This window comes from Shewanella sp. S23-S33, assembly GCF_043359565.1.
GTDB lineage: Bacteria > Pseudomonadota > Gammaproteobacteria > Enterobacterales > Shewanellaceae > Shewanella > Shewanella oncorhynchi.
Window position 1 is genome coordinate 88,509 of sequence record NZ_JBHFFD010000021.1, and the last position, 20,741, is coordinate 109,249.

Below are 20,741 nucleotides of genomic sequence, written 5' to 3' on the forward strand. Positions count from 1 at the left end.
ACCTTTTGATAAGTAATCATAAAAATTAACTTTATTCGCTTATTAAAGCACGCCCAATTAACGCTCAGTTTGAGTGAAACTTATCAGTTTTCTATCAGACATACTATCCGACAACACACGCATACACAGTTTTCAAACTAATTATCAACATAAAAAACTGTAATATTTTGATTTTAAATACGATGACAATAAACTGCATTATGAGTAGGAAAATGCCAGTTAGCGTAATATGAAGGTATATTCAGTTAGCCAAAAACCGCGCCAATTTGCACGCGGTTTTCAATGGAAATTAACAGCAAGCTAATAAATAATTACAACTTTTTTTAACTTATTTTAAGGTCTTCCAAAACATGATCTGCAGCCTGGAATGCCAACGCAGCCAAAGTGAGGGTTGGATTACCCGTTGCAACCGTAGGAAACACTCCGCTACCGACTAAAAACAGATTGCTATGATCCCAAGATTGCTGACGAGGATTCACCACCGACGTATCTCTGCAGTCCCCCATTCGATACGTCCCCACAATGTGTCCAGCACCGTAAAACGTAAAATTATGGCCCTGATATTCAAAATTATTCGACGTTACTTGACTCTTATCACCATAAAATACCGGCGCAGGCGGAGCCTTGGTATATTCCCGCGCATCAAGGGCGTCAAAGAGTTTGGTCGAAATATCTTTAGCCGACACGAACGCATTGCGCACATAATCCTCGCGTACACGATAGGTTAATTTGGGGCGCGGCAAACCTAAGTTATCTTTCAGCGTCTCCGACAACTCGACACGGTTTTCCGGATCAGGTAATTGTTCAATTAAATAGCCCATACGAATTTGCCGTGTGTAAATACCATTCAAGGTATTCACCAGTGAGGCACCAAATAAGGCGCTATTCGCAGACATGGCGGGATCAAACCGTAATGGAATCCCCTGCTGATTGACAGAATCCCCATTTAATTGCGAATTATTTTGCCCAAATACAAAATCAGCTAAGGTCGTGAATGGATCATTTGCTGCCCACTGCCAACCTTCATTGCCGATTTCAATACGATAGGCGGCACGGTCTTTACGAAAGGCGCCATCGCGTAAACTTTCGATACCCGCAGTAGATAAAGGCCCCCGAAAACCATAGACAGGATCTTTCGCCAGACCCCAGGCCAAATACATAATGTGATCCATCAAATTACGCCCCACTTGATCGCTATGGTTGGCGACGCCGTTCGGACAGGCTTTATTACGTTTAGACATGAGCAATAATTTAGGCGTCTCAATCGCGTGAGCTGCAATCACATATTTTTTACCCGTAACGGTACCGCCGCCCGTCGCTATCCCTCCGTGAGTTTGATAGGTCACATAATCAATACCAACAACATCCTTTGTATTTTCATCCACTTGAACATTTGTCGCGACGTGCCGATAAAACACATCAACATTGCCGGTTTGCAATGCTCGCCCGAGCGTCACAGTGGCATCGTATTTGGCTTGTATTGGGCAAATAGGAATACAATTTGTATTCCCCGCACATTGACGGCGTTCACCCGGTAATGAATTGCGCCCCTGAGGGGTTGGCGTGACTGACAATTGAATATTGTCGTACACCATATCGCTCACAGCTTGTTCATATTGTTGATCAACTAAAGATGAAACAATGCCAGGCATTGGGTAATCGTAATTCGGCCCATAAACACCATCCGGTGAAACATGAAATCCGCGATAAAGCTGATCCATCGCCTCTTTGTCACCGGCGACGCCAATCTCATTGGTCGCCTGTTCATAATAAGGAACCAGCGCTTGGTAAAATTGTTTTCCACCGGGCCAATCCACGCCCTGCTTATACTGGGTTTGCAACTCAAAATCATTAGGCAATAAATGCAAACTGGTTCCTAGCCAATGCCAAGTTGTGCCGCCGCCAATACGCTCATAGGAACTCGCAAAAGCAAACTTTGCTTCAGGGCTGTCAGGTTTCAAATGTTCAGGCTGCGGCGTGTAATCAAAATAACATTGCTTTGGATTACGCCATGCGCCAATTTGCAACACGGTATAACGCGGCACATTCTCCTTCGCAGGATCAGGCAATCCGAGTGGGTTATCCGCCGTCGATGCCGCTGGATTTTGTGTGGTTGGAGGATAAGGTGACTCAGGTGTTTTGGCATTGGCTTTAAAGAAGGTTTCCATGTAACCACTGCGGTCAACAGGCACTTCCTGCCCTGCTTCGAGGATTAATACTTTTTTCCCCGCCATCCCCAATTGATAAGCCATGATAGAGCCGGCAATACCTGATCCCACAATAATGACATCGTAATTGGTTTGAGTGCTCATACTGCACCTCCTTGATGACCCGTATATGCCGACAGTACAGCAGGTGGTTTCGCCCAATAGCCATAGCGATAATTTGAATCCCCCATCGGATGAGCCTGCATAACTTGCCAGACTAAACCTGTGGTATAGCTTTTTGCCGAAATCATATCGCTAACTGTGGTCTCCGGATCTTTATCCGTCGCGGGAATAATGGTTGGCCATGCACCTGAGTACCACATAAAAATCAATTTACGACAGGCCAACACAAAATTAGCTCCGTTGTCTGGCGCCAGCATTTGCGTACCAATTTGTTGATCTGATAATTGCTGCGCTTTTAACGCCGCAAATTTTTGCAGAATAGTTGTAACTAAAGTTGGGTCCTTCGATTCTTCAGTTATTTTTTGCATAAACACGGCTAAGTATTCAGATTTAATATCCACGGGATCCAATGTCGGGGCAATAATACTGGTAGCAAAGCCGGTTAATACCGCGCTCAACCCAATAAAATGATTCATAGAGTCGGCAGTCGCGCCTGTAATATCAGTCATGATGAGTTCCTTTCGTAAATTATTGCGCGCGTTGCAGCAAGTAAGTGAAATCTGCAAAATTACCGTTAGTGGTTGCCGCATTATTGTGACAAGCCATACAGCTGCTTGATGTTTGCTTTACCGAACCTTGGATATAAGTTTCGAGCGTGGTGTTCGCTAAAAATGAGGGAGCAGGCACGCCCGTTGGATCGGTGGGATTTTTGGCATCGGTAGGCCATTGCGTACTGATCAATTCGTAGTTCTTCCATACCGATCCCGGCACTACAGCGTCGAGTGCTGCGTGATAACTGGCATTTAAGGCTTTAGCATCGGCAGTGATAGGAATGACGCGTTCCACTTGAGTTGGTTTAGTGTGCGGGTTTGCCGGATCCCACGGGCGTGCTGGTGGTTCATTCACTTTGCAGTCAGTACATTTAGCATCGTAAAAATTATATGCCGACAATGATGCTGACTCACCTTGTGTTGGCGCATTAGCGACATGCTCAAAGGTAGACCAAATCCATTGTGGTTCGTCTGCGGTTTTGTGGGCAATGTGAAAACCCACTAACCCGACTTGCTCAAGCGCACAAGCTGGCTTAACCCCGTGTTGCTCTTCGGGATTGTTATAAACTAGCGCGTAAGTTGTATAGTAATTCGTCGAATCAAACTTGCCGCCCATTTTTATCCATGAGGCTTTAAGCATAATAGAACCTACCTGCCCGGTTTTACTGTCGCTCGCGGTAAAGTCGACATCGGCATTAAACTGTTTCTGTCCTTTTTTGCTGTAAAGGTTATTGTTCAAAATAAAATTGAACATAGTTTCATTGGTTAATATTTCATAACGGGTATAAAGCCCGTTTTGGTCAATCAATGGACCCGTTGTAAAAGGCTCACCGCTTTCATCCAACACATTCGGGGTCTTCCCCACTTGCGTTAAATAAATAGTCCCTTCAGGAATGGACTTTGGATCAATACTTTTGCAAACATCCGGCACATTATTGGACTGATCCCACCCAGGTGGTTTTACGCCATCGGGTAAAAAAATCTCCCGGCTTTCCTTCCAATGCAGCCACACGACTGGCTGGTTAGTTTTTTGCCCAATGGTGGACATAGTATTGGGTGTGCCATCGGCATTTGCTGGCCAGTTAAGTGCAATAAACGATTGCCAAGAAAAATCATCAAAATCATGTTGCAGGCTTTCGAGTGAGACCGGGGATTTTGCTGTAATTTCCAGCGGCATAACAGGGCTTAACGTGGGTAGCGTTATAGCTGCTTTTGTCTCTACTGGTGCTTCTGCATGTACAGCAGCACTCATACACAAAAAAAGCGTACTGTAGCTAAAAGATTTGATAGACATGAAATTAACTCTCCTTGTTATTGGGACTTATTCAATGCTTAAAACGTTTACAACTCCACTTTCTTTAACGACTTAAAATCAGGGCTTTCACAACACCCGCCACTGCAGGCGTGATGTCACGATACAAATAGCGTACAAGACTTGACCTCAACCAAATCCAAATAAATGGGTTTCGATATTAAAATTGAAGTTTGCTGTTTTGATCGCAGTCTCTGGCTTACTGAGCAGGTCTGAACAGATTGATTGATACGGATAAATATTAACGTCTTTCATTGAAATTCCTTTTCATGATTGCGTTTTATCACGATACCTTGAGTCTAGATTATTCATTGAGGATCACCTCAAATGAAACCTAGTTATCTCAGTGGAAGGGTTAAACACTCCTGTGTTCCCGTAGTGAAAATAATTCTATTCTGCAGAAAGAAAAGTAACCTTCTGAAAATATTCCATGTTAAAAGATTGTTTACGTTTCACTTATTGTCAAGCGTGAGGCAGGAGGTTTATTTTATTTGCAAAAAAGCTCGCCGCACGACACGACGATAACAGCGGTAAAAAGCATAATGTGATATCAAGAGTTCAACATTGATCTGAAGTCTGCGAGGACCAAGCGTGGACAGGAACTAACTAAGCGATCGTAAAATCGGTCGCAACTACACGCGGCCTATTCTTATTTGGTAGCCATTGATTCAACAATAACTGTCAAAATTTGGAAGATTTCGACTCATTTTCATCATTAGATTCTGTAAAGAGTCACTCAGCATCTGATTATATGGCCTTGCTAATGACTTTATAAACACTTTGACTGAAACAGAACACAACTGGTTCTTACTGTTGAAACAGGAAATCTATTTTCTTGTACTGACTAAAATTCTAAGATTAAAAATGATGCCATTTGGGGATGCTTTGACCTACTTAGGTAGCCCTGTGAAATATGACCATGTCGTTCCACTTGCTTCCCTCAATTGAGCCGCAGAGTACCTTCACAAACTTGTTATTCACCGATGTTTGTGCCCATAACCAATACATTTATACCTTTATAATTCACTTGTTCTATAGGCTTAAACCCATGATGTAAGTATAAACCTCCAGTTAAATCTTCTGTTTGAAGATATAATTTTTTCACGCCTATTTTATGTGCTAGCGATATTATCTCTTTCACAAGTTTTGAGGCGACACCCTGTCCCCTAGCCTGCTGAGTGACGTAAACACCACCAAGCCAAAATTCAAATTCTGGGTATATGTCCATTTCTCGAATTTTTAGCTCTGCTGAACCAGCAAGAACACCATTTACTTTTCCAATGATCAGAATAGGCGCGGTATCACGATTTATTGATGCAGAGACTTTTTCAACGACTTCCTCCTTGGTATAGCTACCATTGTCTTGGCACCATTCGTTGAAATACCAACTAGCTACCGTGCCTATCGCAGAGGGATTATCGGCAAGTAATGAAATTTCCATATATGTCCTTAGATGTACAACGATTTCATTTTCTTTATGAACAACATCTTACCAACTTAACCTTGTAAGGCAAGCAGCCCACAACCATTGATGTTTGTAGTCAAACTATACTGATATCTATTAATGACTTTATGATGATGTTTACTTTGCTGTGGCTTTATTGAAAGTTCGGACTGGCATGACTTCTAGGTTGAAAGTAACCTCATCACATTAGCTTTTTTATAGCCACAACTTTATTCGCCCTACTTGCATTTTAAACTTTGAAACAAGCTTTGGGGCATTTTAGAGTTAACCGATTTTAAGCACACCACGCTTTAATCGCTTCTGTTGCTAAACCAGCTAGCTGTTTTGAAACTTCACGACCTTTGTAAATTGACGTTGTGTCTTTTGCGATTGGAACAGAATAATGAATATCGTGAGCAAGATTATTTAGATACTCGCGGCCACCACCTTCATAATTTTGCAGTTCCTGACCATTGAGCTGGATCATATAGCTATAGCCAAATGCACTCATGTTGCAATTTGCATTCAAGTACAAGCGACCTTCATGCTCCAAAAGGAACCATACTCGGTTTTCAGAATCCATTACTTTCATCGTTATCTCGCATAAGGGGATTTACCCGAACTTATCATAAAACCCAAACCGTAAATGGAAATACGCATCTCAACGGAACTTTTCGGTCAATTGATCTAATAAAGCTTCCATACTCTGCTCGAGGAGATCGAGCACTAGTTCAAAACCCTGTGCGCCGCCATAGTAAGGATCTGGTACTTCCGTTATTTGCGTATCAGCATAGGACAACATTAACTGTAACTTGTGTTGATACTCAACCGGACAACGGCTAAGCAGATCCGCCAAATTGGCATTATCCGCAGCTAGAATTAAATCAAAATGCTCAAAATCATCATTCACCACCTGCCGCGCCCGCATGCCCTCGAAACTAAAACCCCGCTTTTTACCAGCCTCAATAGCGCGGCTATCGGGCTTATCCCCTTGGTGATAACCAATAGTACCCGCCGAATCCACCTCAATATTAAGCCTGCGCTCAGCAATCTTAAAACGACAAACCGCCTCTGCCGTCGGTGAGCGACAAATATTACCCATACAAACCATCAATATTCGCCGTACACTTTGATTTTTTAACATGAATACCTTATAGCTTAGTATTATCAATAAGTTATCTAATGTGCTTAAACCTAGATGTAAACTTAATATGATAAGCAGCTTAATAAATTAATTATTTACCTATAAATACAACATGTTAAACCTATAAATACAAAAATATTCTTACGCCAAACCATTATCAAAAATAAAATGCGCGCTACGATCCGAAAGTTAAGGGTGTCACCTCAGCTAAAATATTCCCCTTGAGCCATATACATACCAAGCACGCACAAAATTTAACCTAACCCGTAAAATATACGATAAACAGCACAGAAACAAATTAGCCTCCTTGCTAAGGATTTTTTATCGACTAGGTTTATATGTCAGAGTACGGTTTAAAATAAAACTGAATGTTCACCGCATACTCGCTCAAATAAAAAATACACCACAAAGTACAAGAAGAGGAAAAGTAAAATGGATTTTATTGAACGAATCGATGTTCTATCAAAACGCATCCCTCAAATTGCTAATAGCCTTCAAACTGAGGAAGCGACTAAGAATGCCTTAGTCATGCCATTTTTGCATACAGTTCTAGGATATGATGTTTTTAATCCTAGCGAAGTTGTCCCAGAATTTACGGCAGATACTATAGGTAAAAAAGGTGAGAAAGTTGACTACGCATTAATTAAGGAAGGTGAAGTGCAAATCCTTATTGAATGCAAAAAGTACAATGAAAAGCTGTCCATAAAGCATGCGTCACAACTATTTCGTTATTTTTCTGTCACAAACGCACGCTTAGCTATTCTTACAAACGGTACTGAATATCAATTTTATACCGATCTTGATGCTCCTAACAAAATGGATGAAAAACCATTTCTGATCTTAGATCTTGAAAATATTGATGAACACTTAATTCCTGAAGTTAAAAAGCTGACTAAAAACTCGTTCGACGTTAACTCAATAGTCAGCGCGGCAGGAGAACTAAAATACTTGAGTCAGATAAAACGTATTATTAGTGAGCAATTTAAAGAACCTGAAGAAGAGTTTATTCGCTTTTTTGCCTCAAGGGCTTATGATGGGGTTCTTACACCTAAAGTAAAACATCAATTTGCTGAAATTACTCATAAAGCACTAAGGCAATTTCTCAACGACAGCATTAATGAACGTTTAAAATCCGCTATTGGCAATGATAAACCAACTGATGAAAACAAAAATTTAATCGATACCCCAATCCCATCCAATGATGAAAAAATTAAAGTAGTTACTACTGAAGAAGAAATTGACGGTTTCAATGTGATAAAAGCTATATTGAGGCAAAAAATAGAAGTTAATCGAATCATCGCAAGGGATACCCAAAGTTACTTTGGCATACTATTGGATGATAATAACCGAAAACCCTTATGCCGCTTACACTTCAATGCTAAACAAAAGTATCTAGGATTAGTGGATGAAAATAAAAATGAAACTCGTCATCCTATTAACTCTGTAGATGATATTTTTAATTTCAGTGAACAACTATTATCGACAGTCGCCTATTACGAATAATACTATCAAAATATCAATTGCGCATTACTCAGCGTAAAGACTTATGCGCAATTTGATTTACTAGGAACGGCTACTCAGTTTCAACATCGGTTCTTACCCGTAAAAAACTGGCAAACCGCGGTAAACCGTTAACGGTAAGCCCAAGGTATTTATAGGTGATGATAGTGCCCACTGCAGGGGGATGTTGGCGCTCTGCGAGACTAAAACCTGTGCCAATACTAAAAATTCGGCCGTCTGGGGTTTGCACTTTTAATGCGCCCATCTGCCCTACAAATTGACCTTTACCAGGGATATAAGCGATAACAGTAGCTTCAGCATCATAATAAGGTTTTAACTTCATCAGATGAGGATTGCGGCCACTAATATAAGTCGCGGAACTGCGATGCAGCATCAAGCCTTCGGCGCCTTTTGCAACTAAGGCATCGAGTTTTTGATACAGGGCTTCAAGGCTTTCTACTTGGAACTGCACTATGACTTCAAGATAATTCGATTTGCCACTCAGTTCAGTCAGCGCAAATTGATAGCGATGCTGAAAGTCGCCACTCGCCTTAGGGACATCGAACACCATAAATCGCACTTTGCGCCAATCATCATCCTTCGCTGAGGCTTGTCGAACTAAACTCGACATAGCTTCAAACTGACCTCGCCCAAGCCATAATTCACCATCGAGAGGATAATTCGGAAAATTTACAGTAAACCAAATAGGTGTAGCGATGGCATTTCCCTGCCGAGTGAATAATTCCTTGCCATTCCAGTAACCTCGAACCCCGTCGAGTTTCTCACTAATCAAAAAATTTTGAATATTAATATCTTGCGAAGTTCGAGTCGCATCAAACTCGGTAGCAAGTTGTATCGCAGGTGGTGAGGTTTGTGCGTTAACCGAAAGAGCTAAACCGCAAAGTATGAGCAAGCTGAGCTTAAAAGCACTAAAACGGATGAAATGATTAAATGTTAAATTTCGTAACGGGTTTGTATGAGTCATTCCCTTGCCCACGCTGCAATATATCCTTCATCAAGCTTAGGCCGCACGGCTAAAGTTGCACTAAAATAACCGCAAAAGTCACTAACTCCCTAAGTTAACAACGAATGTTGATGATCAAATTTGCTCAGTTAATTGTTTATGCACTTTTCATCTCAGGCTATACTGCGGCCAAATTTATGACTCAGTCAAATGTTAACAAAGACAACAGTAGGGTTTATTCCCCCCTGTTTTGAATGAGCAGAACCTCAGCGCTTTGTCGCTAACGTCAATTGGAAACACTATGAAACCAGCCAATAATCACGGTATTAAGCGCATATTCAGAGCGACGGGATTTTCGATGAAGGGCCTAAAGGCCGCTTGGATCCACGAAGCCGCCTTCAGACAGGAATTAATCTTAACGATAGTCATGTTACCCGTAGCCTTATGGGTTGATATCAGCACTATTGAACGCCTTATGCTGATTTTCACGTTGTTTATCGTGTTGATTGTTGAGCTATTAAACTCGGCGATTGAAGCTGTGGTTGACCGTGTCGGCAGTGAAATACACCCGTTAAGTGGCCAAGCCAAGGACATTGCCTCGGCTGCCGTCTTTATGAGTCTTGCGCTTTGTGGATTAACTTGGCTGGTTGTATTAACGCCGCTAGTGCTTTAATTCTTAGTTTCTAAACCGTCGCATGAACAACCATTGAGCCATCGTCCCTTAAAAAGTCGATGGCTTGTTTGATCTGGGCTAAGCGGTCATTCTCAGCCCAATACGCAAGATACACATTTCGTGAAATGGCATTCGCGCCGCTGACGAGATGCAATTCGCCGCCGCGCAATGCATGTTGCACTAGATGCTCAGGTAAAAATGCGCAGCCGCCATTATTCAAGATGAAATCTAACGCAATACGTGCTGAACTCGTGTGCAGCGTTGGCACTGGCAGCGAGGCATATTCCTGTGCGTGAACAATATTGAACGCCGTACCCCAATCGACTTTTACATATTGCCCCGGCACAACCGCTTTTACCGTTTGACCTTTTAAGCTCGACACCAACAACAAATTAATTTGCCCCAGTTGCACTATCTCAAATTGATCAAGCTTTGGCGGATCGAATGAAATCGCAATATCTAGGGTACGGTCCATTAGCTGACGCGTCATTGCATTCGCGGGTAGCACTTCGGTGCGCAACGCCACGCCAGGTAAACCGACATGCAGTCCCTGTAAATAACCTTGCAAGTAAGCGTCCCAAATATTCGGCCCTGCACCAATGGCAAGCTGAGTCGACTGTAACTGGCTGAGGGAAACATCTTGCTTAGCCCGCTCCCATGCTGTTAACACCGCCTCGGCATGACCAAGCATACGTTCGCCTGCTGGCGTGGGCTGAATATTATTACGTTGCCGTTCAAATAAGGCGACACCCAAAATGCTCTCAAGCTGTTTCACCCTAAAGCTCACAGCGCTTCGGGTGAGGTAAAGATTCTCAGCCGCTTTACCAAAATGGCGAGTACGGGAGACTTCGAGAAAGGTTTTTAGTAAATCGGTATCCATAAAAATTCTTGACCAACATAGGCAAATTTTTTTGATTTATAAATCAATAATACTAGCCAATACTCCAGTTGCAAATCTTTGTATATCAAAAACTAGAGGGTATCTGCCATGTCTGAACAGTCTTTTTTTAACGCTAACAAGGGTTCTGAGACGTTTAACGGCTCAGTTGCTGCCAGTTTTGTCTCTCAAAAACGTTTCTACGACGACGCTAATTTCCCCAAAGGCTTTAAACGAAGCGGCGATTTTACCAATAAAGAAGCTGAACTCCTTGAATTGCATGGTCATGCGATGAAGAATTTAGCGGAAGGGAAAACGCTGCCTTGCACCTCTGATGAAGCCCAATTTGTGGAAGTCGCCAAAGGAAATATCGCCCCCAGTAGCTTGTTAGAGCAGATCTGGGTAAAGTATCGCAGGCTCGCCATGGGGAAACCCTTTTATGCCGTGGTTGGTACAGTGCATTTGCCTGCAACCAAACCCGAGATAGAAATAGAGGCTGAGGCTGTATTTGATATTGAAGATGATGTTCAGGATGAACCTGAACCCGAGGATAAAGAATGAAGATTAAGGTTTGCTACTAAATGCGTGGTTGGATTTTATATAAAGAAACCGCGACTCAGCTAAAACCTGAATGGTATGAAATTGAGCGTCTACTGGCGGCAGCAAAAGCCGATAACATAGAGTTGGAAGTTTACGCACCTGATGAATTTGATCTGACTGTCACCAGAGAAGATAACAAGAGTATTTTATTGAATGGGCAAGCCGTCGAGCTGCCCGATTTTATCATTCCGCGAATGGGCTCAGGCACGACCTACTTTGCTTTAGCCATTATTCGTCACTTAGAAAGATTAGGGGTATATTGCCTCAATCCATCTAAAGCCATTGAAATCGTTAAAGACAAGTTATTCTCCCAACAATTGTTGGCCGAGAAGAATCTGCCTACGCCTAAAACCATGTTGGTTAAATTCCCCGTCGATATCGCCCTCGTAGAACGCCATCTCGGTTTTCCTGTGGTGATAAAAACACTTTCAGGCTCACAGGGCAGTGGTGTGTTTTTATCCCATAAGGCGCGTGAATTTGACGATTTAATGCAGTTGATTGAAGCGACCAATAAAAACGCTAACATCATTCTGCAAGAGTTTATCGCTAACAGTCATGGGCGCGATCTACGCGTATTCACTATTGGTGGTCGTGTGGCGGGTTGCTATGAAAGACGTGGTCAAGAAGACAGCTTCAAAGCCAATGTCAGTGCCGGTGGTTCAGCGCGTCCATTTCAGATCACTCCTGAAATTGAATGGCTTGCCACCCAAACAGCCAATATTCTCGATCTTGATGTTGCAGGTATCGATTTATTGTTTGATAACGGCCATTACAAAATTTGTGAGGCTAACTCATCTCCTGGGTTTGAGGGCTTAGAGTCCTGTTTGAATGTGGATATTGCCGCGCAAATTTTGCATTTTATTCGCATCCGTTTAGGCATGTTTAATAAAGATGAACCAAGTAGCCCAAAAATCGTGGCTGATAGCGTAGAGGCTGAGACTTCTACCCCGTCACCTCTATCGTCCTCTATCGAGACGAAATAGAAGTACTAGGACATATCAATATCTAGCGGGATCGTACCGCTAGATATTCTCAATATCGATGATTCTCCACCATGTTTGTGTCTATATCCATTTGTATCTCGCCCCATCCAACACAACAATCCTAAAGCCGTTCAGGAAGCACTTGCCCTTAGTCTTTCAATCCACAATTGATGTGATCGCTCACTCAAATTTCATTCAACCTCACGAGAACCAGCTCTACTTTTGTTTTGAATCACAATTTTTTGCATTTTTTAAAACATTTTGTTCACATTAAAAAATTTGCTGTTAAACTCCAAATGTTGTTTTTTTATGGCACTAAATTCTGACCTTATCGCTAAACATAATAAGAATAATGCAGGAGTCACTCCTTAACATGTCGATCCGCCTATTACCCCTAATCATAGCGTCACTGCTCAGCACTCAAGTGCAAGCCGATGATTTTACTATTCAGTTAGGCGGCTTTTATTCGCAATCAGACACCAATATGGAAGTCACTAACCCTATTTCGGGTAATAATTTCACCTTAGATTATGAGTCCGATCTACAACTTGCAGAAAACGAATTTTTACCCTTTATCGAGTTAAATTATCACTTTAACGAACGGCACAATATCTACCTAGACTGGAAACAGCTTCATCGTAACGCCGAAACCCAAGCCTTAACGAAACCCTTCCAGCTCGAGATTAACGACACCATTTACGATATCAAAGCAGGCGGTAATCTAAATTCAACCTTAAACATTGATGTACTGCGCTTCGGCTATGGCTATGATGTATTTCAAGGCAGTAACTATGATGTCGGTCTATCACTTGGTTTACATACTATGTTTATCAAGACAGGTTTTGAAGGGGTGATTGGTGTTTGCGCTTCATCGGAATTACTCAATAATGTCTGCGGTAGCCAAGCAATTCCGCGCATTGTTGACGAAAATGTCACTGCGCCACTGCCCGACATTGGCATATATGGTCAGTATGAATTTGTTCCTGGTTGGCAAATCACCAGCCATGCACAGTATTTTTACATCAAACTCAATGATGTCAAAGGCGAACTGGTTGATATTAAAGTGGGGGTTAATGCACAAATCACCCCAAACTGGCGTATGAGCGTGGCCTATAACTACTATAAAGTTGACGTTGATATCGCCCAAAATTCGCCGAATAAAGATACTCAAATCGCCGATTACAACATCTATTACAATTTTATTGGCCCTATGCTTTCTATCAGCTATTCCTTTTAATTTTAATTCTATAAAAAATCTCTTCCCATATTGTATTAAACACCCCTTCTAGCTCAAACAGTTGCCCGAACCCTGGCCCAAATTAGTGCTAAAAAATAAGGGCGCCTACTGGACGCCCTCATGATCCAACCCATTAAACCTATTTACGGCCATCCTGCTCACGTTTGGCTTTAAAGTCTGATGATTCAAGCCAATGGGGCCAATCTGAACCATTCGCTAAAGTGGTTATCATACTGGCGATCAAGTCTAGGTCTTGACTCACGCCCTCCAACGTCCAATTTGGATCATAATCATCGGCTCCTTGGTGATATTTATGTGCAATATAGTCAGGATCTGTATCCCCAAGACTCATAAATAACAATCCTGGTACACCTTGCTGGGCCAGCGCAAAATGGTCTGATCTAAACATCAATCCATTCTGTGGTCTTGGATCCGCTTTTACCGAACGGTCTTGGGCTTTGGCAGCTTTATCTAAGTATTGCTCCAACTCAGATACCCCTTCCCCATAGCGCAAAATGTAATCCACGCCTTTATTTACATTCATGCCATCGATATTTAAAAAGGCGACGATATTTTTGGTTGGCACACTGGGATGCTGAGCAAAATGCTGTGCACCAATCAGACCCGTTTCTTCTGCAGTAAAGGCACTGAAGAGCACCGAGCGATCCAGTGGCGCCGTGCTAGCTTGCTGTTTGAAGTAACGCGCTAACGCTAAACCCCCCGCCACACCGCTGGCATTATCGACCGCACCGTTTAAAATCTCTGACTTACCGTCTTCAATCACAGTACCGAGGTGATCCCAATGGGCATGCATCATCACCACTTCATTTGGGCGCGTTTTACCGGGTAGTAAAGCCGCAACGTTATGGGACTCGGCGCGTTCAATTTTATTGTTTAACGTGAGTTGTGCCGTCAACTTAAGGGGGATTGGTTTAAAGTCTGGCTTGGCTGCTTGCCGTTTTAAGGTATCGAAATCCAATCCCGCTTTGGCAAAGATTTTTTGTGCGGTTTCGTGCTGAACCCAGCCCATCACGCCCACTTGACCTTGGTTATTATTGGCATCGACCAGAGTAAACTTAGTGCCCGTGTTGGAGTTTTGCACCACTCCCCAGCCATAGGCGGCAGGCGCTGTTTCGTGAACAATAAACACGGCCTCAGCGCCTTGACGCGCCGCTTCCTCATATTTATAAGTCCAGCGACCATAATAGGTCATAGCATTGCCTTTAAATATTGTTGGATCTTGGGTCGCAAAGCCGGGGTCATTCACGAGTACGATGACCGTTTTGCCTTTTACATCTAACCCTTGATAATCATTCCAGCCATATTCGGGTGCATTGATACCATAGCCAACAAATACCACATCGCTTTTATTCAGGCTCACGGTTTCAGCGATTCTTTGGGTTCTCGCGGTAAATTCACTGCCATTGGCAAATTTAAGTCCGCCGATATCAAGCTGCATGTTTTGATCGGCACTAATTTGCGCCAAAGGAACCGCCTGTAAATAGCTATCGCCAAATCCGGGTTTGAGACCCATATCTTTAAATGCTGTCACTAAATAGTCTAAAGTTAACGTCTCTCCTTCAGATAAGGGCGCGCGTCCCCCAAAAGCATCGCTCGCTAAGGTTTTCACATCGGTTCGGTATTGCACGAGATCGAGACTTTTCACAAATGCCGTTTCAGCAAAGACAGGTAATGAGATAGTGGCCAACAGACTTGTGGTTATGATTAAATTTTTCACAACTTTCTCCCAAGTTATTATCATTATTTGGTTTTAAGGATAGACTTTACCATATCACCTTTAATTTATGATGGAAGTCTTAGCGCAAACGGAGTCGCTGCATCCAGGAGTTAACGGTAATCATGTCTCCATCTAACCGATATTCTTGTCGTTGACCTAAATCTGACTGCAACAGAATAAAAAATAGCGAAATTTTAAAATATCCGTGTATTTTCATTGAGTAAGGTAACAATATGTCGCTAGAGTTATTACAAGCCGCTGCACTGAACCTCAAAAAAGCAGTGCCTCTGATGCTCAAACATAAAATTCCGACCACCCCCGTTAACTATGCGCTTTGGTACACTTATGTTGGTGAACAAAATCCGGAGTTAAATCAACAACTCGATACTGTTATTGCCCAATACAATACTTGCCCTCCTGTCAGTAGCGAAATCTTGTATCGCCAATATGTTGCCGACCCAGTTGAACTCGATGTCAGAGAAATGCGCCAAAATCTGGATGCTATGGTGACTGAGCTTTCCCAATCACTCAAAGATACCAATCTAGATGCCAATGACTTCCAGTCACGTATCGAAAGTAATTTTGAAAAGCTCAACCGCATCGAAGACGAAGGCTTTAGCGTTGAGCAAGTACTCGATCTGGTCCGCAGCTTAGTGAAAGAGTCGGACAATATTCGCTCGAGCACAGAGTTCTTTACCGGTCAGCTGCAGAAGGCTCAAACCGAAATAGACGCACTAAAGAAAAAACTTGAACAAACAGAAAAAGACGTTCTCTACGATGCACTGACGGGCTGCTTTAATCGCCGCGCCTTTGACACTGATTTTGCAGGAATGATAGCCCAAGCCCCCTTAGGCACTTGTGTGATCTTGGCCGATATCGACCATTTTAAAGTGTTTAACGACACCTATGGCCACCAGCTCGGCGACCAAGTGTTACGCGCCGTGGCGAAACGACTACAGGAATCCTGCCGCGATGGCACGAAACTGTATCGGTTTGGCGGTGAAGAATTTGCGATTATTGTCCCTAAAAGTCAGCTACGTATCGCAAGGCAACTGGCCGAAGCTATGCGCCGTGGACTCGAAAAACTCAGTTTAAAAGACAGACGCAAAGACGAACGCATTAATAATATCAGTGCTTCCTTTGGTGTCGCCCAATGGCAAGAAAAACAAACGGGTATGCAATTGATTGAAGCGGCAGACAAATTACTTTATGAAGCCAAACGCTTAGGACGAAATCGTGTGCTGCCTATCAGTAACTGATGGTTATAACTTAGCCTGAAGCCGATAATTCAGCTTCAGGCTAAGATGATTAACAAAAGAGCATTTTTTGAAAGCTACATGAAGGATTTAAATGAGATTTCAGATTAATGTTTGAAACTGCGAGAAACAGTTCCAATATTCCCTTGTACGCCACTCCCTATTGAAACGGATACATTCGTACCGAGTGTTTCCATCGACTCATTTTCGACGGGGATCGCCTGCACCACAAACCGCAGTTCAGCACCGCCTTGAAGTGAATCGAAGGGATAACACGTAATTAACGTTAAGCGATTATCATCGGATGGCGCCATAAAGTGAGTTTCTGTTTCATGTACGACCTGAGTCGCCACCACTTCATAAATAATGTGATTACCTTTAAGCGTTTGTAACGATAATCGACGCCCCACCGCCATGCCATTGAGTATCGCAAAATGCGTATCCCTGTGGCCGGCAATCACAGTATTGCCTTTTTGCCCCGCTGGCGCACTGGACAACACCAGACTCGGACCAAAGGCCAAATTTCGCCCAGAAGCCCCCGCAAGAACATATAAACTGTCATTAAGCTCTGCTTCAATATTGTTGTTCGCCGCCACTTGCTCACGATGAATAGACAGCTTTGCCACGGGATAGGTATCCGCCCATGACCAAGGTTTATGGGATTGGCCATCAGCCAAGGTTTTAGTCCACGCCTGTTCAATCAAATACTGGGCAAAGTGTGCTTTAGCTTGCATATAGAGTCCCTTTCCTAACAATGTTGCGCCAATTAAAAATAATCCCACCACTAAAAATCGCTGTGTTCTGCGTTTGCTCATCGCGCTTAACTCGTCGCTCATCGTTCACTGGCAAGTGCCACCAAGGCCGCGTTCTCTTCACGTCTTTGTCGAAGAATCGATCCTGTAAGAATCAAAGCGAGTAGCAAGGTCAGCGCACCTAATAACATATCCAAACGGCTTGAAGTCGCGGTTTGCGGCAAGGCTCCAAAAGGTTGCCAACCTAAGGGCAAGTGCTGACGAACCACGGCATCACGGCTCATTGCAGTTGAATCAATTGGGGTTAAGTCCACCGCCACTAAGCTGGTATAGTCGCTGACTAAGTGATAATTCATTGATAAGGCCGTCACTTGCTGTTTGACCTTGTCATCATTCGCGCCATTTTTACTCAACTCCAATGCACCAATCTGTTTACGCGCCCACAGCAAATCTAAACCCGCACCTTGATGGGTCATCAATCCTGCGGAGTTGTCCTGCAGCGAGAGCGACTGTTGCCAGTTTTGATGCCCTTGGCGTCCTGAAATCACTAACTCCTGTGGCTCACGGGCGCTGCGCTTTAGACTCACGAGCACTGGCTCACCGCGGTACAGATCGGCAATCGGTGATGGCCAGTAATCGGGCACACTGCCATCATCAAAACGCACTTGAATATCGGTTAACACTGGATATTGAATTTTGCTGAGTAAGGCGCTGATCTTTTCATCGACTTCATCCACTTTGCCAATATAGGTAAAAGTGCCACGACCGAGTTCAGCCGCCCTTTGCATAAAGTGAGAATTAGGTGCCGAGCCTATGCCGACAGTAAAGAGGCGGCTTTCACCTATTTGATAACGGATCAAATCAAATAACGCTTGTTCATTGCCCACAGAGCCGTCGGTCATAAAGATCACTTGGCGCAAAGGCTGCGTTGCATCAAGCGATACACTGCCCAAGGATTTTGGCAAGGCAGCATCCAGTGCCAACGCCATTTCAGTGCCACCATCGGCCTGTAAACGGCTCACAAACTGACGGGCCCGTGACAAATTCGACGAGGTCGCCGGTAATGGCACTGCTGAGAACTGAGACAAACTGGAGTTAAATTCGATAATGTTAAAACTGTCCTCCGGCTTCAGTCCTTTTAACGCGTATAACAGTGCATTTTTAGCTTGAACGATAGAATCCCCCGCCATAGAGCCCGAAGTATCAATCACTAAAATTAATTCACGGGGCAAACTCGGCTGAGTACTCTTTTCAACCTTAGGAGGCAACACCATGACGAGACTGTAATTATCATCATTTACGCCGCTGGTTTTACTTGTCTCAAGTGTATCCTGAGACAGATTTTCGCCATCGAGCTTATGGGTTTTACCTTGCTGATTAAACACCCAAGCCATTGGGCTAGTGCCCTGCTGTACTCGCCATTGCAACACAAAATCCCGATTAGCAGGCACACGTTGCGCCAGCGATACATCGACCGCGCCGCTGTTGTCTTGCTTGAGTTTGATGTCATGGTAAGGACTCTCAATGGACGCTCTATCAACCCCCTTTGCGAGTAAAACTTGAATGTCTGCCTTCAGCACAGGATCGCGTCCACTGGCCGTATGCCGCACTGGTGCCACAATCCGGTCAGCATCAAACACCTGCGAACTTGTCACTCGGCTTGATTGGCGCACCTGTGCCATAGGATCATGTGAATCGCTAGCACTTGAATCCGATGTTAATCCCGGAATATAACGGGGCGCGACCACCAGCGGAAAACGTAAACTAAACAAACCATCTTCATATTTAATGGTCTCCTGATAGCTGATTTCTACAATCAGCTCCTCTTGAGGTGCTAGGTTTGCGACTTCGGTCGTAAACATATTAGGCCGCTCTTGGCTCACTAAGCTGGCACGTTTGCCTTCAGCTTTCGCTTGCTCAAAAATCTGCTTGGCATCGGCCTTAGGATGAATTTGCCCTTCGATCACTCTCTGGCCTATATGTAATCGCAACGAATCCACCGCAGCCTCATTGGGCAGCGGGAACAAATATTGCCCATTCAACACAAATTCAGTATTGTTGCGAAAAACCTGTTTCACGCTCACGCGATTACTTAAGCCAGAGACTTGCATCGACACTTGTGTATCGAGCGGCAAAGATGGCACCCAAGCACCGCTCGGCTGGCGATAAAGCAACAGCCCCTGCGTGATATCATCGTAATTAATGATGTGTGACTCTGCCGTTCTGTGAGCACTATGTTGCCCGACCAATGCCGAAGCCATATTCTGTGGCGCAGACAATGTGCTGGTACTATTCGGCGAAGCTAATGCCACAAAGGGCAAACCCCAACACACGGCGGCACTGATCAGCAATACCGCTACCGCTTCACTCACTTCTTTTACCCTTTTCCCTGTGATCATCACAAAGGCTTCCTCTATTAACAAATATGAACTGATGTTGGTTGTCGTTAATATGAACGACGTAAAATGGACAGCTTAAATTGACCGCTAGTCAGCAGCGTGCCTGGCCGTCAAGGCCAAATGAGGCTGTAGTGTTAATGTCACGCGGCGGTCGAACACATCCGATTCTCTGTCTTGGTCGGCTTGCAAAGGCGATAAAGCGCCAAAGGCTTGAGTGGTCATACGCTCGGCAGTGACGCCTTGCTTAATCAGGTAGCCACGCACCTCCAGTAGACGCTGCTCAGAAAGGGCTTGGTTGTAACTCTCATCACCACGGCGGTCGGCATAGCCCTTCAGCTCAAGATTGAGTTCTGGTGACAAATTCATCACCTCAGCCACATCATCTAATTGAGGCAAAAAATGCGATTCAACCTCAGAGGAACCGGTACGAAACTGTACGCTAAGCCCCAAGGCGAGTTCACTGAGCAATTGACGTTGCGCGGATAGCAACTCATCCAGCTCTTGCTGCGCCTTGGTATATTCGCTCGCCCGTTTTTCGGCGGCTTGCTGTTTTACACTCCACTCGGATAACTGGGACTCTTGCAAATGGATCTGTCTTTGCTGAACGTGCAGAGTGTCTGTATCGCTGACTGATTTGCCAATTAAGGTGCCAGTGAACGCACCAATAATAGCCCCCACTGGACCACCGACTAACGCCCCCACTAAGGCTCCACCACCGAGGCCAATGAGGGCTTCCGGTTGTTCGTCCTCGCTTGCGTATTCGTCATCCATCGCTATACCGCTAGCATAGACATCATTTTCTAGGGTGAGGTCTTGTCCTATCACTTGGTTTTGCAGTGAAACCCGCGCGGACACACTGGCTATAGGTGCGCTTAATAAACTCAAAACCAATAGATTAATTAGTGTCTTTTTCATCATCTCATTCCTTTTTGATTATTAGCTGAGCTTGGACTCGTACCTGAAGCAATCCACTCAACACCA

General features: G+C 43.9%; 18 protein-coding genes. 6 read left to right on the forward strand and 12 right to left on the reverse strand.

Translation table 11 applies throughout. The features are described from left to right. Positions 1-323: 323 nt before the first annotated feature. The 6 genes from ACHA99_RS06450 to ACHA99_RS06475 all read right to left on the reverse strand — a co-directional run bounded on the left by ACHA99_RS06450 (position 324) and on the right by ACHA99_RS06475 (position 6,781). Positions 324-2,312, reverse strand: a complete 1,989-nt coding sequence (locus ACHA99_RS06450) for a GMC family oxidoreductase (protein ID WP_393941752.1) — start codon at positions 2,310-2,312, stop codon at positions 324-326. Then, on the reverse strand, positions 2,309-2,839 hold the full coding sequence (locus ACHA99_RS06455) for a hypothetical protein (RefSeq protein WP_263163068.1): 531 nt from the start codon (positions 2,837-2,839) through the stop codon (positions 2,309-2,311). The genes ACHA99_RS06450 and ACHA99_RS06455 overlap by 4 nt, the downstream gene beginning before the upstream one ends. Positions 2,840-2,858: 19 nt before the next feature. Then, entirely contained in the window at positions 2,859-4,175 is a 1,317-nt protein-coding gene (locus tag ACHA99_RS06460) for a hypothetical protein (protein WP_393941754.1), read from the reverse strand. Positions 4,176-5,166: 991 nt separating this feature from the next. Beyond that, a complete protein-coding gene (locus tag ACHA99_RS06465; RefSeq protein ID WP_393941756.1) occupies positions 5,167-5,634 on the reverse strand; it encodes a GNAT family N-acetyltransferase in 468 nt (155 codons plus the stop codon). A gap of 298 nt (positions 5,635-5,932) precedes the next feature. Continuing rightward, the gene (locus tag ACHA99_RS06470; protein WP_393941758.1) at positions 5,933-6,220 is read right to left on the reverse strand and encodes a hypothetical protein; all 288 of its coding nucleotides are present in this window, start codon (positions 6,218-6,220) and stop codon (positions 5,933-5,935) included. Positions 6,221-6,298: 78 nt separating this feature from the next. Next, positions 6,299-6,781, reverse strand: a complete 483-nt coding sequence (locus tag ACHA99_RS06475) for a low molecular weight protein-tyrosine-phosphatase (protein ID WP_393941760.1) — start codon at positions 6,779-6,781, stop codon at positions 6,299-6,301. Between the two features lie 432 nt (positions 6,782-7,213). Between ACHA99_RS06475 and ACHA99_RS06480 the strand changes: the two genes are divergently transcribed. Beyond that, positions 7,214-8,284 carry a type I restriction endonuclease gene (locus ACHA99_RS06480; protein WP_131525545.1) on the forward strand — a complete coding sequence of 357 codons (1,071 nt, stop codon included), beginning with the start codon at positions 7,214-7,216 and terminating at the stop codon, positions 8,282-8,284. Positions 8,285-8,354: 70 nt separating this feature from the next. Here ACHA99_RS06480 and ACHA99_RS06485 read toward each other — a convergent pair whose 3' ends face one another. Next, positions 8,355-9,266 (reverse strand): DNA ligase, encoded by a 912-nt coding sequence (locus tag ACHA99_RS06485; protein WP_393941762.1) that lies wholly within the window; start codon positions 9,264-9,266, stop codon positions 8,355-8,357. Between the two features lie 280 nt (positions 9,267-9,546). Here ACHA99_RS06485 and ACHA99_RS06490 point away from each other — a divergent pair, with 280 nt between their 5' ends. After that, a complete protein-coding gene (locus tag ACHA99_RS06490) occupies positions 9,547-9,918 on the forward strand; it encodes a diacylglycerol kinase (protein WP_028760259.1) in 372 nt (123 codons plus the stop codon). Between the two features lie 10 nt (positions 9,919-9,928). On the opposite strand, the gene hdfR is transcribed toward ACHA99_RS06490, so the two are convergent. Beyond that, entirely contained in the window at positions 9,929-10,798 is an 870-nt protein-coding gene (hdfR, locus tag ACHA99_RS06495; RefSeq protein WP_263138275.1) for an HTH-type transcriptional regulator HdfR, read from the reverse strand. A 108-nt stretch (positions 10,799-10,906) separates the two neighbouring features. Here hdfR and ACHA99_RS06500 point away from each other — a divergent pair, with 108 nt between their 5' ends. From ACHA99_RS06500 to ACHA99_RS06510, 3 genes are all read left to right on the forward strand, one after another. Continuing rightward, positions 10,907-11,356 carry a DUF413 domain-containing protein gene (locus ACHA99_RS06500; protein ID WP_028760261.1) on the forward strand — a complete coding sequence of 150 codons (450 nt, stop codon included), beginning with the start codon at positions 10,907-10,909 and terminating at the stop codon, positions 11,354-11,356. A 20-nt stretch (positions 11,357-11,376) separates the two neighbouring features. Further along, complete coding sequence (locus ACHA99_RS06505) at positions 11,377-12,378, forward strand: RimK family alpha-L-glutamate ligase (RefSeq protein WP_113941500.1); 1,002 nt, start codon at positions 11,377-11,379, stop codon at positions 12,376-12,378. Positions 12,379-12,751: 373 nt separating this feature from the next. Then, positions 12,752-13,615: a hypothetical protein gene (locus ACHA99_RS06510; RefSeq protein ID WP_028760263.1), complete on the forward strand. Its 864-nt coding sequence runs from the start codon at positions 12,752-12,754 to the stop codon at positions 13,613-13,615. A gap of 139 nt (positions 13,616-13,754) precedes the next feature. Here the strand turns inward: ACHA99_RS06510 and ACHA99_RS06515 are convergent, their stop codons facing one another. Further along, positions 13,755-15,377, reverse strand: coding sequence for a M28 family metallopeptidase (locus tag ACHA99_RS06515; protein ID WP_393941766.1), 1,623 nt, complete (start codon positions 15,375-15,377; stop codon positions 13,755-13,757). 209 nt (positions 15,378-15,586) lie between these two features. Here ACHA99_RS06515 and ACHA99_RS06520 point away from each other — a divergent pair, with 209 nt between their 5' ends. Further along, positions 15,587-16,612, forward strand: a complete 1,026-nt coding sequence (locus ACHA99_RS06520; protein ID WP_028760265.1) for a GGDEF domain-containing protein — start codon at positions 15,587-15,589, stop codon at positions 16,610-16,612. 104 nt (positions 16,613-16,716) lie between these two features. On the opposite strand, the gene ACHA99_RS06525 is transcribed toward ACHA99_RS06520, so the two are convergent. The 3 genes from ACHA99_RS06525 to pdsO all read right to left on the reverse strand — a co-directional run bounded on the left by ACHA99_RS06525 (position 16,717) and on the right by pdsO (position 20,678). Then, positions 16,717-17,424 carry a class GN sortase gene (locus ACHA99_RS06525; RefSeq protein WP_393941768.1) on the reverse strand — a complete coding sequence of 236 codons (708 nt, stop codon included), beginning with the start codon at positions 17,422-17,424 and terminating at the stop codon, positions 16,717-16,719. Positions 17,425-17,441: 17 nt separating this feature from the next. Then, positions 17,442-19,760 carry a marine proteobacterial sortase target protein gene (locus tag ACHA99_RS06530; protein WP_393941770.1) on the reverse strand — a complete coding sequence of 773 codons (2,319 nt, stop codon included), beginning with the start codon at positions 19,758-19,760 and terminating at the stop codon, positions 17,442-17,444. 87 nt (positions 19,761-19,847) lie between these two features. Next, the gene (pdsO, locus tag ACHA99_RS06535; RefSeq protein ID WP_393941772.1) at positions 19,848-20,678 is read right to left on the reverse strand and encodes a sortase-associated OmpA-like protein PdsO; all 831 of its coding nucleotides are present in this window, start codon (positions 20,676-20,678) and stop codon (positions 19,848-19,850) included. Positions 20,679-20,741: the final 63 nt, after the last annotated feature.

Excerpts from the sequence above, each read along its gene's own strand:
- ACHA99_RS06500 (WP_028760261.1), top strand. The coding sequence starts at position 10,907 with ATGTCTGAACAGTCTTTTTTTAACGCTAACAAGGGTTCTGAGACGTTT.
- ACHA99_RS06525 (WP_393941768.1), bottom strand. The coding sequence starts at position 17,424 with ATGAGCAAACGCAGAACACAGCGATTTTTAGTGGTGGGATTATTTTTA.
- ACHA99_RS06490 (WP_028760259.1), top strand. The coding sequence starts at position 9,547 with ATGAAACCAGCCAATAATCACGGTATTAAGCGCATATTCAGAGCGACG.
- ACHA99_RS06475 (WP_393941760.1), bottom strand. The coding sequence starts at position 6,781 with ATGTTAAAAAATCAAAGTGTACGGCGAATATTGATGGTTTGTATGGGT.
- ACHA99_RS06460 (WP_393941754.1), bottom strand. The coding sequence starts at position 4,175 with ATGTCTATCAAATCTTTTAGCTACAGTACGCTTTTTTTGTGTATGAGT.
- ACHA99_RS06455 (WP_263163068.1), bottom strand. The coding sequence starts at position 2,839 with ATGACTGATATTACAGGCGCGACTGCCGACTCTATGAATCATTTTATT.
- ACHA99_RS06510 (WP_028760263.1), top strand. The coding sequence starts at position 12,752 with ATGTCGATCCGCCTATTACCCCTAATCATAGCGTCACTGCTCAGCACT.
- pdsO (WP_393941772.1), bottom strand. The coding sequence starts at position 20,678 with ATGATGAAAAAGACACTAATTAATCTATTGGTTTTGAGTTTATTAAGC.
- ACHA99_RS06450 (WP_393941752.1), bottom strand. The coding sequence starts at position 2,312 with ATGAGCACTCAAACCAATTACGATGTCATTATTGTGGGATCAGGTATT.
- ACHA99_RS06480 (WP_131525545.1), top strand. The coding sequence starts at position 7,214 with ATGGATTTTATTGAACGAATCGATGTTCTATCAAAACGCATCCCTCAA.
- ACHA99_RS06465 (WP_393941756.1), bottom strand. The coding sequence starts at position 5,634 with ATGGAAATTTCATTACTTGCCGATAATCCCTCTGCGATAGGCACGGTA.
- ACHA99_RS06470 (WP_393941758.1), bottom strand. The coding sequence starts at position 6,220 with ATGGATTCTGAAAACCGAGTATGGTTCCTTTTGGAGCATGAAGGTCGC.
- ACHA99_RS06515 (WP_393941766.1), bottom strand. The coding sequence starts at position 15,377 with ATGATAATAACTTGGGAGAAAGTTGTGAAAAATTTAATCATAACCACA.
- ACHA99_RS06530 (WP_393941770.1), bottom strand. The coding sequence starts at position 19,760 with ATGATCACAGGGAAAAGGGTAAAAGAAGTGAGTGAAGCGGTAGCGGTA.
- ACHA99_RS06505 (WP_113941500.1), top strand. The coding sequence starts at position 11,377 with ATGCGTGGTTGGATTTTATATAAAGAAACCGCGACTCAGCTAAAACCT.
- ACHA99_RS06520 (WP_028760265.1), top strand. The coding sequence starts at position 15,587 with ATGTCGCTAGAGTTATTACAAGCCGCTGCACTGAACCTCAAAAAAGCA.
- hdfR (WP_263138275.1), bottom strand. The coding sequence starts at position 10,798 with ATGGATACCGATTTACTAAAAACCTTTCTCGAAGTCTCCCGTACTCGC.
- ACHA99_RS06485 (WP_393941762.1), bottom strand. The coding sequence starts at position 9,266 with ATGACTCATACAAACCCGTTACGAAATTTAACATTTAATCATTTCATC.